The sequence below is a fragment of the Lacticaseibacillus sp. 22 genome (genome assembly GCF_055413445.1).
This window is the reverse complement of the sequence record NZ_JBVAYD010000032.1, coordinates 18,936-32,511: the sequence shown is the minus strand read 5'-3', so window position 1 is coordinate 32,511 and position 13,576 is coordinate 18,936. Positions and strand designations below refer to the sequence as shown.

The following is a 13,576-nucleotide window of genomic DNA, read 5'->3' as shown; positions in this document are numbered from 1 at the left end:
ATTATACATTGATTCGACAAACTTTAAAAAAACATTCTGATTACAATTCACAATCAGCTTAGTTGCATTCATTAGTCCCCAAGGTCTTGCCAGTTTTCAAAAAAATTCCAGAAAAAGTAGTGCCGTTGCTTTTTCTGGAAGTATTATTCGAATCAACTTAAATGCGTAATATCCTGCTGAACAACCAGATCATGCAACTTCTGCCGTTCCGGTTCAATATCTTCTTCCAACCCCTGTGAAGATACTTTGTCAAACAGGATCTTGATCGTTTGCAACAAAATCCGCGCGTCCAGGAAAATACTGTAGGTCTTAATGTATAGCAGATCAAACTTGAGCTTGCTATGGTAATCGGATGCATATTTACCATAAACCTGTGCATACCCCGTAATACCTGCCCGGACATTGTGACGCAGGTAGTAATGCGGCTCCTGCTGGTTGAACTGGTTGACAAAATAAGGACGCTCTGGACGTGGCCCCACGATTGACATGTCACCTTTTAAAACGTTAAAAATTTGCGGCAATTCGTCTAATCGGAACTTGCGTAGGTACTTGCCAACTGGTGTAATTCGCGAATCGTGCGCTTTAGCAAGAACCGGGCCAGACTTTGCCTCTGCCGTTGCCGACATGGTTCGGAACTTAAGAATCTTAAACTCTTTTTGATTCAACGTAATCCGCGTCTGCTTATAGATAACGGGACCCGGAGACGTTAGCTTAACCAAAATTGCAGTTACCAGCATCAGTGGCGATGCGACAATTAACATCAAGATACCAACAACAATGTCAAAAGCACGCTTTAGAATGGCGCTTTCTGGTTTGATTCGAAACTGAGTAATACCCATGACACTTTCATCTTCAAAGTTCATTAAATTAGGACGCAGCATCATCAGATTTTCGAAAGTCGAAGGTAAAAGAATGGTTCGCTCATTTTTGATGATAAGATCAATAATTTCACGGCGTTGCTCATCGGGGAGACTCTTAGTTAAATAAAATATGTCGACCTTATCCATGATCTTTTTGGCATTTTCGACAAAGTGATCGGAAACAACATAGGTAACTTTATGTTTATTGTTTTTGGCTGAATTAAAATTTTCTAGCACGGCCGGAAGTTCATGTTCATAGGAAAGTACGGCCACTTTATAGTTACTCGTAAACCGAATGTACATGTAATAGATGAAAACGCGCCAGATGCCTAAGATAAGAATACTTAACAGAAACGAATAGCCCAGCACTAATCGTGGAAACGCAAACAGCCGGCCCATAAAGGTAATCATCGTCAAACCGGAGATGGTAATAAGTTGTGCCAAAACCGTGTTGAAGATGATGTCACTAATGCGCCGATTATAGTAGACATAAACACCTAAAAAGAAGTTAACGAACAAGAACAGCAAGGAAATATAGACTGCAGATCGTTCGTACATATAGAAGTTCCACTCCGGAATATTCCGGCCAAATCGCCAATAAAAGGCAAGTAGGATACTTAGATTAAAAAGACCGACATCGCCGATCATTGTTAACAGCCTTTTAACGCCATTCCATTCGGCACTCTGTTTCATACAGCAACCCTCTCAATATTGATATCTTGACACGAAACTAACTGACCCATTATAGCATATGGGCAGCATTCGTCACTTTTGCAGGATATCGTTTTAACTGAATCTAGACAACCTTCGTCAAAACCGCCACCTGACAGTGTATGACAACCCGTACTTCCATATTGGTCGCGGCAAAAAAATGAGCACCGTTCCCTACAGCCCGGCTGGCATGCACTGCTCCTGACAAGAAAGATGATCGGTCAGCTTCTCACCGCCTGGCCGATCATTGTTTACTGAACCGACGCCACATACTTGGCAAGTCCCTGTGCAAGTGGCGTGTGGGTCATGAAGTCAAACTGATCCAACTTGTCCGTTTGTGCATATGAATCGCGAATGTCACCAAGACGCGGGGCTTTATGGGTGGCATGTAACGTTTTGCCAGTGAGTTTTTCAAGCTCTTTGGCAACCTGATTTAAGGTGGTCTGTTTGCCGTTAGCAACGTTGAAAACATCATCCCGAGCGCTTGGGGTCTCTAACAAGCCGCGAATCGCATGCACCACATCACCAACATAGATGAAATCGCGAGTCTGTTCGCCATCGCCAAAGAAGGTGAATGGTTTGTCTTCTTGCAACGCCGCCATCATGATCGACAATACCCCACTATAAGGCGACTTAGGGTTTTGCTTCGGCCCGTATACGTTGAAAAAGCGCGTGCAAACCATTGGCATGTCATAAAGCCGGCCATAATTCAAAACCGCGCGTTCCGTGGCAAATTTGTCAACTGCATATTGGGTTAGCGGTTTAACGGCCATGTCTTCTTTCTTAGGTAGCTCAGGAGAATCACCATAAACTGCAGCGGAACTTGCAAAGAATAACTTTTTATAAGGTATTTTCTGGGTGCGCAAGGTTTCAATGATGTTCAGGTTCGCTTCCTGATTAACCTGATGTGTCGCGTACGGCCGTTCAACCGAATCAGCAACACTGGCAATAGCAGCCAACAAGACAATGTAATCAAATCGGCCTTCCATCAAAAGCTGGGACATGAAGGCATGATCCGTGATGCTATGTTCATAAAAGGTAATCCGGCTAGAATCCGGAATATTGGTCCGCAAGCCCATTGATAAATCATCGACAATGGTTATCGTATTGTCAGGATCCGTCAACAAAAGCTCCGTCAAATTGGAACCGATAAACCCGGCGCCACCGGTCACTAAGTAGCTGCTCAAGATAATTTCCTCCGTCTTGCTTGTTTTATTTCTCTCTCATGGTATCACAGCAGCGACCAGACCACCGCAGCTAATCGCAAATGTTAGGAAAATGATAAGAACCGGTCAACGCCTTAACTGTTACCCCTTTGCAGCAGCCTGACCGATCATTTGCTTGAACGGGGACTTACCAGCCGTCATAGGCAATTTGTGGTCAAAAAGTAACAGCAACCCAAATCGGTTCAAAACTTTGCCAAGTGTGGTGAGGCAACGTACCCACTTACGAAAGGACCGATTGTTGCCTATATTTAAAATTGAGGTGACACCGTGTCACCATCTGTACGCTTTTGCCAGATGATTTTGCAAAATAACTAAAGCAAATCGGTCCTGACCAGACAAAGTTCGTCTGCCGAGGACCGATTTTAATGGCTATTAAAGCACTGATATCGAGAATCATTCAATTCGACTGTACCAACCGCCGATCCAACCACCGACTTGCCAAAGATAACGCATAGTTCACCACAAAATACATCACGGCCAATGCCACAAACATTGGAATCATGTAGTTAATATTTTGACCATAAATGATTTGCGCGTGATACGTCGCTTCTGGCAGTAAAATGATCGTCGCCAGTGATGTGTCTTTGACCAGCGAAATAAACTGGCTGACAATCGGTGGGATCATTTTCTTCAATGCTTGGGGCATGATAATGTACCGCATCGCCTGATAGAAGGTCAAACCGTTACTGCGCGCCGCTTCCATCTGCCCGCGCGGTACGGCGTTGATGCCTGAGCGAACGATTTCTGCCAACATTGCCGATTCAAAGATGCTCATCGCAACAATAGCGGCAACAATGACGTTAAGCCGGATGCCAATGTCTGGCAAAGCGAAGTAAGTGAAGAATAGAATCAGCAGTAGCGGCAAATTACGAATGACGTCAATGACAAAGCCAACCGCCGCCGAAAAATATTTTATCTTGACATAGCGTGCCAAGCCCAAAATAACCCCAAGGACAAAGCTGAAGAAAATCGAGGCAATCGAGACTTCCAAAGTCACCCCTAAGCCTTGGAGCAGGTACCGTAAATTAATCCACGAATACGCATCAACAAAATTTTGCATAAAACCTGCTCCTTTCTAGGCGGTCACCCATTTTTTCTCGAGATAACGCATCAGGTAACTCAACGGCATCGTCAAAATCAAATAGAAAATGCCGACGATTAAGTACGTATCAAAAGTCGAAAAAGTTGTCGCCGCAATTAATTTACCTTGGTACATCAGATCAAATCCGGCAACGAAGGCCAGAACGGAACTATTTTTTACCAAATTGATAAATTGATTGCCCAGTGGTGGAATGACAATTTTAAATGCCTGGGGAAAAATAATCTGCGTCATCGCCTGCGTATAAGTCATCCCGATACTCCGCGCACCTTCCATCTGGCCGCTGGGAACTGCTTCAATCCCCGCGCGCACGGTTTCTGCGATGAAGGCACTCGTGTAAATCAACAGGCCAATGGTGCCCGCGGTAAAGCCATCGATTTTGACAATAAACTGGGGCACGATCACGTAGAATGCCAAAGTAATAACTAGCAGCGGAATGTTGCGCACAACTTCGACATAAATTCGCCCGATGACTCGTAACGGTTTAAACGGCGAGATTTCCATGAGTGCAAATAATGTCCCGACAATCAAGCTGCCAATCAAAGCTAAGATGCTCGCTGCTAACGTGAAACCAAGTCCGGAAAGAAAGGTGTTCCAATTATTGGTAAGAATTGACCACATGTTATTCCACCTCCTTAAGACTGAATCCTGGCACATCGCCGAACCACTTCTTGATTAGCTTTGCATAAGTCCCGTTTTGTTTGAGTTGTTTGATCGCCTTATTAACCGCGTTGACAAACGGCTTCTGGCCTTTGTTAATCGCAATCCCGTATGGCTCTTTAGTGAAGGTGCCCCCGGTGACAATATAGTTCTTATCCTGTTCTGACATCCCGTATAAAATCCCATTGTCAGTGGTCAAGGCATCACCTTGGCCTGATTTCAAAGCGGTAAACGCCTGCGCATAATCGGCTAACTGCAGAACAGTGGTGTCGGGAGCAGCTTTTTTAACATTATCAACTGAATTGGACCCTTGCACGCCGATAACTTTGGTGCCTTTCTTCAAATCCTTCACTGACTTAATCGGACTGCCTTTTTTAACTAAAAGACTTTGCCCGGCATTAAAGTAAACATCGGAAAAGTCCAGAATCTTTTGGCGCTCCGGGGTAATCGTCATGGTAGCGATCACCGCGTCCAGGTTCCCACCTTTAATCATCGGCACGCGGGTATCACTGGTCACCTGAACCAGCTGGGCGTTCCCTTTTTTGCCTAAAATCTGCTTGGTAATCGCCTTGGCCATATCAACATCAAAGCCTTCAATTTTACCGGTTTTAATGTTCATCAAGCCAAACAGACGGGTATCGGCCTTGACGCCCCAAATAATCGTATTGGTTGCCTTGGCGTTCGCTAAAATATCACGATCCGCCACACTTTTGCCACAGCTGCTTAACGGTATCATCAATAGTAACAACACCAGTGGCAGGAGCATGCGTTTCCACATTTTTGCCATTTTAATGTCCCTCCTCGTGAGCGCCAGCCAGCGTGGGTAGAAGCCGGATTGTGTGGTCATTGCGACCAAGGTTCTTACACACAAGTTTCTGGTCGGGAGCCAACGCATTATCGTAGCACGAGTCCTCCCGGCGGAAATGTCCCGCCAGCAAACGCCTCATAACTGGAATCAATCCTCAACTGGTCTTGTCACACTAATGATTGATGATCTTACTGATAAACTCTTTGGCGCGAGGTTCTTGCGGATCGTCGAAGAACTGGTTGACATCGGTTGAATCGACTAGAATCTTGCCATCGTCCATAAAGACAATCCGATTGCCGACATGGCGGGCAAACCCCATTTCGTGGGTTACCACCACCATCGTCATGCCTTGTTCGGCGATCTTCTGCATAACGTCCAGCACATCCCCGATCATTTCCGGATCCAAGGCACTGGTTGGCTCGTCAAACAAGATGGCTTTAGGCTTCATCGCCAGACTGCGGGCAATGGCCACGCGCTGTTGTTGGCCCCCGGATAACTCACCCGGAAAACTGTCTGCCTTACTCTCCAGTCCAACCATCTTAAGCAGATCGCGGGCTTCCTGTTCAACTTCCGCCTTGTCTCGCTTCAAGACTAAATCAGGGCCTAAAGTGATGTTTTGCAAGACATTCTTATTCGCATACAAATTAAAATGCTGAAAGACCATGCCGACATTTTTACGAATCCGGTTCATATCGGTTTTTTTGTCTGCCAAGTCAAAGTCATTGACAATCAATTGTCCGGAAGTAATTCGTTCAAGACCATTGATGCACCGCAAAACCGTACTTTTACCAGAACCTGAAGGCCCGATAATGGTCACCACCTCACCGCGATCGATGGTTAGATTAATATTTTTTAAGGCTTGGAATTTGCCAAAATACTTGTTAACATCGTGAAATTCGATCATAGACATGTTCGAGGACCTCCTTGGGTTCGCTTGCTCTTATCATGGATTTTACAGATAAAATTAATGATACGCAAATATTTCTTTTCAAAAAGTCAAGTTTTATGACCACCGAATCCGTAAAACTCCCGAAACTCAGGATTCCGCACCATCCACGATTTTCATCGTGACTTACCCGTGAACACTGATCACCATACGACACTTTAATATCAGCCAACTATCAGCATTAAAAAAGAGCCGCGAGTTTTAATGGCACTTTCAAAACTCGCGACTCATATGCATTTTTATTCTTAACCATCTGACAGTAGCGACTACCTACCGCTGATGACGCCGACTTTCACGCGTAGGCAACGGCGGTTCTTCCGCGGAAGACGTTGCTTTGTTTTCTGTCACAGAAGTCCGCGCCTCTTCTCGTGTTGGCAAAGTTGCAGGAGCGGCCGGCTGTTCACCTTCGCTTGCAGCCGGCGTCTTATCCTGATAAGCCAGCTGCACCGTTAAACTGTATGGCTGCTTCTCCTTGCGCAAACCACTGCGACCGAGTAACTTTTGCTCTCCGCCAATTAAAAAGACATTGGCGGCGACTAGATGATAATCACGTTGCGCCTCCGCTGCCGGTAACAAACCAACTCGTTCAATGGTTGCTAGCGGCTTAGCCATCAGCGCATTCAAGCCGCCAGTGATGATTAGCTCGTGATCCGTGTGCTGCAAATCGAAAAACGGAATTGGAAACGGCGCGCCAATAGCTAGAACTGGCTGCTGGGTTTCTTGAGCCACGCGACTAATCGCTTTGTCATCAAGCCCTTGATAATTCAGACTCAAGACGCCTTGTTTAACCAGACTGGCAACTAAGTCATCCAAATTGGCTTGCTGCTCAGCCGTCATGGTCACATCCGCCGTCAGCAATTGATCCTGGGTAAACACGCCACTGGCCGGCGCTGCCCCCAGTTGCGTTTTCAATTCGTTTTCGGCAGCAGTTTTCTTAGCCGAATTACTGCCCAACCACTTCTCAACTGTCGGCGAAATATCAAACCGGGTTGTCTTATTTGTAAAATAGTATAAGAAGTTTAAGGCAATAAAATACAAAAAGACAACAAACGCCAGCATGAACAATGCACCACGAATTCGAAAATCCGGATACCGTAAGTTTTGAATGGCGATGTAAAGTAGGTAAAAATTGGCGACAAACGCTATCCACGTGAAGGCTTTTCCTTTTGGCTTGTCAGCAATATTAAAGTAGCCAAGTACGCGGTTGATAATATCAATTACAGTTAACATCATCTCATCCTTTCCGCGGCTTATTGACCGCCACTACTGGTGGTATCCGTCTCTTGGCCATTATCAGTACTCGTTTGATCGGATGCTTGGTCGTTACTGGTCGTGGTGCTGCTTGGCGTTGAGGCGGATGCCGTTGAAGCGGTCGAAGCACTCGGCGTTGAAGCAGAAGCCTCGGTACTCGTTGTTTCTTTTTCACCAGATGGATGACTCGCCTGTACCTGCGACTGACTTGCTGCAGATGGCTGCGAAGTTGATGTTTGACTTGGCTCAGCTTTTGAAGACGCTGATTGTGCAGCCCGTGAAGCCGATTCGGATTTTATTTTTGAAACCAATTCACTTTGTTCGGTTGCCGATTTTGGTTGATTGACCGGATTAATCGTATTCACAATATTATAGGCACTAATCAGGACAATGAGCGAAACAATGGCAGTCGGCGGTAATAATGGCGGTGTTCGATAAGCCATGAAGCCAGCTCCTTTCATTCATCGATTCATTTTACCCTAAAAACAGCCCGAAGCATCTTAAGTTACCGCTAAAATTATACGACATTCTAAGCAGCAGCCAAAACGGCGTAGCGAAACCGCTGCTTTGAACTATCTTTACCAACATTCTATCGCCTGCATGGAAAAGGCAGTTGGTAAATAAACGAAACGACATCAGATAATTGATCTGATGCCGCCTCATTTAGTCTACCGTTAAATTTTTTTCACAGCGCTTCAGCTACCGATTAGCGTTTTTCAAGCGATCAGCATGTTCTTGACACGCTGCGCACAAGCCGTAGAGTTCAAAATTATGGCTCTGAATCTTAGCGCCGGGTACCTGTTCTTCAAAATAATTCAAGGGACACATTTTTAATTCGATCACTTTGCCGCAGTTGGTACAAATAAAATGATGGTGGTGCGGATGTTGAAAGTCGCACTGAAGCTTAACGACAATTTGATCGTCTTCCATACGGCTTTCAACGATGCCCATTTCAATGAACGACTTCACATTGCGGTATATCGTATCATGCGACACCCCGGGAAATTGCGTGCGCATATACCGATCGAGAATCGTCACCGCCGTGTACCGATGCTGATTTCTACCTAAATAATCAACCATCGATTCACGCTGCTTGGTGACGCGGTAGCCATGCTGTTTTAACTGCTTCAAAGCAATCGCTGTGTTATCCATAAGAGGCTCCTTTGGCTTGACACTTGAATTCTAGACGTGTATTCTATCAAATCGTACTGGTTACGATTAGCAACTTACAGTGTATCACGCCTGATAGGAGGAAGCAACATGGCTGAAAAAGCCGATTACGCATCTGCTGCACGCCGTCTCAAAAGTAAAAACCCCAAAACCCGTTCACGAGCAAAACGGGTGATCAAGGCAGTTAAGAAAACGACAAAATAACAATCAGAACGGCACCTTATTGTCGCTGCCATGTCGAAAATTGTAAAGTAAAAACGTTAAAGGCCTCTAACGACAAGATTTTTGTCATTAGAGGCCTTTTAGTGCTGCCATCAAGCATTTTATCGACACATTACCAGTCTACTAGACATTTTACAAAATTAATCGCGATAATTCTCGACCAAGGCCTTTTTGCCACCATGTCACTTCTGTTCAGTGTCGACCGACAAAAAGCCACAACTTTTAAGCGCCAAGTCCTTCATGAACCGGTCAATCTGCTGTCGCGCTTCATCCCAACGATCATTTTTAATGACTGTCGCAAACGGTTTAAGTTCATCAGGCAAGGTTAAGTCGCGTTTGTATTCAGGGCTTTTCAATCGCGCTGCCACCATGTTCGGCTCATCTCCTCGACCAAGCAGGCGATCTTTCAAAACCGTGGGATCGTCAATGGTCAGAAACAAAACGACGACTTCTTTTGGCAGCTCACGAACATACGTAATCGCGCCTTTGGTATCCAAAACGATGCTTAGGAAGGGATGCTTAGCCCAGTTCTTCTCCAGCGACTCATGTGATGACCCATATTCATAGCCGGCATAAGTGACTTTTTCAATAAAATGCTTAGTCGCAAAACTTGCCGGTGTCTCAAAATAATAATCAACCCCGTTTTGTTCTCCAGTCCGCGGTGGCCGCGTTGTGTGAGTCATCACCCGATGAATTCGGTAGTTGTCGCGCAGATACGCGCTCACCGTTGTTTTACCAGTCCCTGTTGCCCCTGTGATCACAATCAACTTATGCGCAGCCTTCATGAGCAGCCTCCTTAAATGATTGCCTCGATTGTACCAAACCTACGCCGATTCGTCAGCTCAAAATCAACGACCCTTGCGCTTTGATGCCAAACTTGCTGACCGGGTTCACTTACGTCAAATCCTGGTAAAAAGCAATCACACCAACTTTACTACTTTGAACAAAACCAATATTTTCGTAAAAGGCGCGAGTTTGGGGCTGATCATCGGTTAAAAGGACCCGTTGACGAACCTGTGGAAACTGATCTACTAATGCGTTTACCAATTGCCGCCCGATCCCCTGCCGTTGATAACTGGGCAAAACGAGTAAATCCTGAATAAATAAAAACGTCTCGCCATCGCCAACCGCCCGAATCAAACCGACTAACCGATCGCCATCATGAGCCCCCAGCACGCTTAACGATTGCGCTATCGCCCGCTCAAGTTTCTTCGGATCTCGCGTGTACATGTTCCAACCAACCGCTTGATAAAGGGCAAGCACATCTGCCTGATTTAACTGACGCTGATCAATTTTAATCATAATAAGCCTCCTCCTGAACGTCCACCGACATCAACGTTGATGAACGCTTTAATGAGTTCTATTGTCGCATACATTCATACTCAATGGATATGTTCAGGCTCGCGTAATCGTAACGCGCTCACCGGCGCAGGGATCTGCGTGTAAGGACCTTGGTCGCAATGGCCAAAGCCCAGCCATCACGCCCAAGGCTATTTGACTTCAGAAAGTGGCTAGTAGGCAGTAAAGTTTCTTATTTAGGCAATTAAGAGAACAGACATTGCGTTCTATAACGCGCTCACAGTCGCAGCAATCTACGTGTAAGGACCTCTAGCCTAAATGGCCAAAGACCAGCCATTTAGGCTAGAGGCCACTTACACTCCGATTGCTAAGCGCTCCTGTTCGCGCTTACTAAAAAAGACCGGTCGCCATGACCGATCTTTTAGTTACTATTTGCAGGATGTGAACGATAAATTAGAGACGACGGCCGAAGCTTGGTGCAAAGTAAGCAACACTTTGAACCGTAACGTTTTGTCCTGGCTCCGGTGCGTGGATGTACTGGCCGTTACCGATATAAACGCCAACGTGATAAGCATTACCAACGCTACCCCAGAAGACCAAGTCGCCAGCCTGGAGATCGGAAACCGAAACATATGAGCCAAGTGTGCTTTGCGCCTGAGAGGTACGTGGCAGGCTAATTCCGGCTTCTTTAGCTGCGTAATAGATTAAGCCTGAGCAGTCAAACCCAGCAGGTGATGTGCCGGCGTAAACATACGGTACGCCGAGGTATTTAGCGGCGTTACCGGCGATGCTGCCACCGGAAACGGAAACTGTGCTGCTTCCAGCTGAAGCGGGAGCCTGAGAAGATGCAGCTTTACTAGAGCCGAGACTATTTGAAGAAGCGGTTGTGCTAGAGGAAGCAGAAGTGCTTGATGCGCTAGCGGTGGAACTAGCAACGGCTGTCACTGCTTTTTGAGCCGCCTCAGCTTTGGCAGCTTCATCAGCGGCCATGGCTGCCAGCTTTTCTTTGTTAGCATCAATCGTTTGTTGAGCATCGGCAGCTGCCTTATCAGCATCCGCCTTTAAGCCATCAATCTTGGCTTTATCACTTTCAAGCTGGCTCTTGGTTGCAACCAGGTTCTTTTGGTTAGCTTCCTGAGCAGCTTTCAGGTTTTTAACCTTGGCTTCGGAGTCTTTAACGGCTTGCAAAGCTTCGGCGCTGGCTTGACTCAACTTGCTAACTGTCAATGACCGGCCGACAAGATCTGTCAGACTGTCGGAGTTCAAAATGAAGTCAAAATAGACATTGCCAGTAACCGAGTCGCCGGCACGCTTTTGCAAAGAAATCAGCTGATCCTTCAAATTGCTCTTACGCTTGCTGACTTCCTGATTGGCTTTTGTCAGTTGTGCTGCGAAATCAGCAATCTTGGCCTGACTGTCCTTGATCTTGGCTTCGGCATCCTGAATCGCCAGAACCTTATTGGAAACCTCGTTGTTCAATTTGGCGCTTTTTTCGTTGGCAGTCTGAACCTGTTTCAACAAATCGTCATTTTGCGCTTGCAGGCTCGCTTTGTCGTCTGCCGCATGAACGGTTGTTGCCGCGAAACCCGAAACCCCAACACCGGCTAATGTTGCAACCGTGATGGCACCCGTAACCAATTGCTTTAATCTCATTTTATCGCCACTCCTGCTCTCATTTTGTTCACAAGGTTCACACTAACACTGAACTGTTACAAACTCGTTACAGGGTGGTTACCATCAGAATACTTTTGCGATTACTTCAGCAGCACTTTATGATCATTTTAATAACCATTTTATTTCTAAGTTATATTTGCGTTTTTAAATTTAAAAAAAGTCAGGAATAAAAGCGGCTCTTTACTCCTGACTTCCTGCTTATTTTGTCATTTAATGCTAACCGGATTGAAAGTAGCCGCGACTCGCTACCTAGCTTCATTCATCGTCTCACCGTAACCGAATTACTTGATTTCAACTAGGAAGTACCGCTTCTTTCCGCGCCGGACGATGACATATTGACCATCAAAATGCGTGCTTGGATCAACTTCAAAGTCTAAGTCGCGTTGACGGGAGCCATTGATGGTGATCGCACCGTTTTGAATATCTTCCCGGGCCTGCCGCCGACTTGGTTCGATCTTGGTGGTATCTACCAACCAGGTCACAATGTTTTCTGCCGTTTGCGGCGCTTCAACCGTTGGAAATTGCTTAAAACCTTTCTTAATATCATCAGCACTTAAATCCGCAACATCGCCTGAGAAAAGTGCCGCACTGATACTTTCGGCTTGATCAACTGCTTTTTGTCCATGAACAAACTTGGTAACGGCACGGGCTAATTCACGCTGAGCTGCACGTTTTTCCGGATGCGTCTTAGTGGCCTCAACCAACTCGGCAATTTCATCACGAGATAGGAACGTGAAGAACTTGAGGAATTTTTCGACATCCGCATCGTCTTGATTAAACCAGAACTGGTAGAACTCGTATGGTGACGTCTTTTCCGGATCCAGCCAAACCGCTCCGCCAGCTGATTTACCGAACTTAGTACCATCCGCTTTCAACATCAGCGGATTGGTCAAGCCGTAAGCACGGGCGTCAGGTCCCTCAAATCGGTGAATCAAATCAATGCCGGCCGTGATGTTCCCCCACTGATCCGCCCCACCGATTTGCAGCTGCACATCTTCATGCTTAAACAAATGGAGGAAATCAACCGACTGTAAAATCTGGTAGGTGAATTCAGTGTAAGAAATGCCAGTCTCAAGCCGACTTGCCACGACTTCCTTATTCAGCATATTATTCACCGAGAACAACTTACCGTAATCCCGTAAAAAGTCGAGCATCGAAATTTTGGAAAGCCAATCGTAATTGTCCACAATTCGAAAATCGTCGGTTCCAAACAGATTCTCCATCTGCGCCGTCAGTTTCTTCTTGTTCGTCGCAATGGTCTCCATTGTCTGCAAGACCCTTTCCGAGTTGCGGCCAGATGGATCCCCAATCGAACCGGTTCCGCCACCGATTAAAATGACCGGTCGATGTCCCATTAACTGGAAGCGCTTGAGAATCATGAAAGGAATCAGATGACCGACATGCAGAGAATCGCCGGTTGGGTCGGTACCACAGTATACGCTAACCGCCTTTTCTTCGGTTAACTTGCGCAGCCCGGCTTCATCGGTCAGCTGATTCAGCGCACCCCGCCACTTTAATTCATCTAAAATCTGTCCTTGCTGTGTTTCTGTCATTAGAAAAATCCTCCTCGTTACGATATGGCTAGCATGATCAGCACGTTAGCCTCGAGCCAAAATGTACCTGATTACGAAAAAAGTCGTCCCTGATCAA

General features: G+C 46.1%; 14 protein-coding genes. 1 reads left to right on the top strand and 13 read right to left on the bottom strand.

Annotated features, from left to right (window positions below; translation table 11 throughout):
* Window positions 1-152: 152 nt before the first annotated feature.
* The 9 genes from ACWP87_RS12155 to ACWP87_RS12115 form a co-directional block, all read right to left on the bottom strand.
* Window positions 153-1,553, bottom strand: coding sequence for a sugar transferase (locus ACWP87_RS12155; protein WP_005687210.1), 1,401 nt, complete (start codon window positions 1,551-1,553; stop codon window positions 153-155).
* Between the two features lie 269 nt (window positions 1,554-1,822).
* Window positions 1,823-2,758 (bottom strand): NAD-dependent epimerase/dehydratase family protein, encoded by a 936-nt coding sequence (locus tag ACWP87_RS12150; protein ID WP_005687208.1) that lies wholly within the window; start codon window positions 2,756-2,758, stop codon window positions 1,823-1,825.
* Between the two features lie 436 nt (window positions 2,759-3,194).
* Complete coding sequence (locus ACWP87_RS12145) at window positions 3,195-3,857, bottom strand: amino acid ABC transporter permease (protein WP_005687206.1); 663 nt, start codon at window positions 3,855-3,857, stop codon at window positions 3,195-3,197.
* Window positions 3,858-3,872: 15 nt separating this feature from the next.
* On the bottom strand, window positions 3,873-4,517 hold the full coding sequence (locus ACWP87_RS12140; RefSeq protein ID WP_005687204.1) for an amino acid ABC transporter permease: 645 nt from the start codon (window positions 4,515-4,517) through the stop codon (window positions 3,873-3,875).
* Between the two features lies 1 nt (window position 4,518).
* A complete protein-coding gene (locus ACWP87_RS12135; RefSeq protein ID WP_005687202.1) occupies window positions 4,519-5,343 on the bottom strand; it encodes a glutamate ABC transporter substrate-binding protein in 825 nt (274 codons plus the stop codon).
* A gap of 193 nt (window positions 5,344-5,536) precedes the next feature.
* A complete protein-coding gene (locus tag ACWP87_RS12130; RefSeq protein WP_014569837.1) occupies window positions 5,537-6,274 on the bottom strand; it encodes an amino acid ABC transporter ATP-binding protein in 738 nt (245 codons plus the stop codon).
* A gap of 306 nt (window positions 6,275-6,580) precedes the next feature.
* Complete coding sequence (locus ACWP87_RS12125; RefSeq protein WP_005687193.1) at window positions 6,581-7,540, bottom strand: DUF6681 family protein; 960 nt, start codon at window positions 7,538-7,540, stop codon at window positions 6,581-6,583.
* Between the two features lie 20 nt (window positions 7,541-7,560).
* Entirely contained in the window at window positions 7,561-8,004 is a 444-nt protein-coding gene (locus ACWP87_RS12120; protein WP_005687190.1) for a hypothetical protein, read from the bottom strand.
* A 256-nt stretch (window positions 8,005-8,260) separates the two neighbouring features.
* Window positions 8,261-8,713, bottom strand: coding sequence for a Fur family transcriptional regulator (locus ACWP87_RS12115; protein ID WP_005687189.1), 453 nt, complete (start codon window positions 8,711-8,713; stop codon window positions 8,261-8,263).
* 108 nt (window positions 8,714-8,821) lie between these two features.
* Between ACWP87_RS12115 and ACWP87_RS12110 the strand changes: the two genes are divergently transcribed.
* Window positions 8,822-8,935 carry a putative metal homeostasis protein gene (locus ACWP87_RS12110; RefSeq protein ID WP_015765004.1) on the top strand — a complete coding sequence of 38 codons (114 nt, stop codon included), beginning with the start codon at window positions 8,822-8,824 and terminating at the stop codon, window positions 8,933-8,935.
* Between the two features lie 200 nt (window positions 8,936-9,135).
* Here ACWP87_RS12110 and ACWP87_RS12105 read toward each other — a convergent pair whose 3' ends face one another.
* The 4 genes from ACWP87_RS12105 to tyrS form a co-directional block, all read right to left on the bottom strand.
* Window positions 9,136-9,738: a guanylate kinase gene (locus tag ACWP87_RS12105; protein WP_005687185.1), complete on the bottom strand. Its 603-nt coding sequence runs from the start codon at window positions 9,736-9,738 to the stop codon at window positions 9,136-9,138.
* Window positions 9,739-9,847: 109 nt separating this feature from the next.
* Window positions 9,848-10,255 carry a GNAT family N-acetyltransferase gene (locus ACWP87_RS12100; RefSeq protein WP_014569838.1) on the bottom strand — a complete coding sequence of 136 codons (408 nt, stop codon included), beginning with the start codon at window positions 10,253-10,255 and terminating at the stop codon, window positions 9,848-9,850.
* Between the two features lie 450 nt (window positions 10,256-10,705).
* Window positions 10,706-11,905, bottom strand: a complete 1,200-nt coding sequence (locus ACWP87_RS12095) for a C40 family peptidase (RefSeq protein WP_014569839.1) — start codon at window positions 11,903-11,905, stop codon at window positions 10,706-10,708.
* Window positions 11,906-12,207: 302 nt separating this feature from the next.
* The gene (gene tyrS / locus ACWP87_RS12090; RefSeq protein ID WP_014569840.1) at window positions 12,208-13,479 is read right to left on the bottom strand and encodes a tyrosine--tRNA ligase; all 1,272 of its coding nucleotides are present in this window, start codon (window positions 13,477-13,479) and stop codon (window positions 12,208-12,210) included.
* Window positions 13,480-13,576 lie beyond the last annotated feature (97 nt).

Bases quoted from the DNA above. Each gene is read 5' to 3' on its own strand.
- ACWP87_RS12155 (WP_005687210.1), bottom strand. From the start codon at position 1,553: ATGAAACAGAGTGCCGAATGGAATGGCGTTAAAAGGCTGTTAACAATG.
- ACWP87_RS12145 (WP_005687206.1), bottom strand. From the start codon at position 3,857: ATGCAAAATTTTGTTGATGCGTATTCGTGGATTAATTTACGGTACCTG.
- ACWP87_RS12140 (WP_005687204.1), bottom strand. From the start codon at position 4,517: ATGTGGTCAATTCTTACCAATAATTGGAACACCTTTCTTTCCGGACTT.
- ACWP87_RS12135 (WP_005687202.1), bottom strand. From the start codon at position 5,343: ATGGCAAAAATGTGGAAACGCATGCTCCTGCCACTGGTGTTGTTACTA.
- ACWP87_RS12130 (WP_014569837.1), bottom strand. From the start codon at position 6,274: ATGTCTATGATCGAATTTCACGATGTTAACAAGTATTTTGGCAAATTC.
- ACWP87_RS12125 (WP_005687193.1), bottom strand. From the start codon at position 7,540: ATGTTAACTGTAATTGATATTATCAACCGCGTACTTGGCTACTTTAAT.
- ACWP87_RS12120 (WP_005687190.1), bottom strand. From the start codon at position 8,004: ATGGCTTATCGAACACCGCCATTATTACCGCCGACTGCCATTGTTTCG.
- ACWP87_RS12115 (WP_005687189.1), bottom strand. From the start codon at position 8,713: ATGGATAACACAGCGATTGCTTTGAAGCAGTTAAAACAGCATGGCTAC.
- ACWP87_RS12110 (WP_015765004.1), top strand. From the start codon at position 8,822: ATGGCTGAAAAAGCCGATTACGCATCTGCTGCACGCCGTCTCAAAAGT.
- ACWP87_RS12105 (WP_005687185.1), bottom strand. From the start codon at position 9,738: ATGAAGGCTGCGCATAAGTTGATTGTGATCACAGGGGCAACAGGGACT.
- ACWP87_RS12100 (WP_014569838.1), bottom strand. From the start codon at position 10,255: ATGATTAAAATTGATCAGCGTCAGTTAAATCAGGCAGATGTGCTTGCC.
- ACWP87_RS12095 (WP_014569839.1), bottom strand. From the start codon at position 11,905: ATGAGATTAAAGCAATTGGTTACGGGTGCCATCACGGTTGCAACATTA.
- tyrS (WP_014569840.1), bottom strand. From the start codon at position 13,479: ATGACAGAAACACAGCAAGGACAGATTTTAGATGAATTAAAGTGGCGG.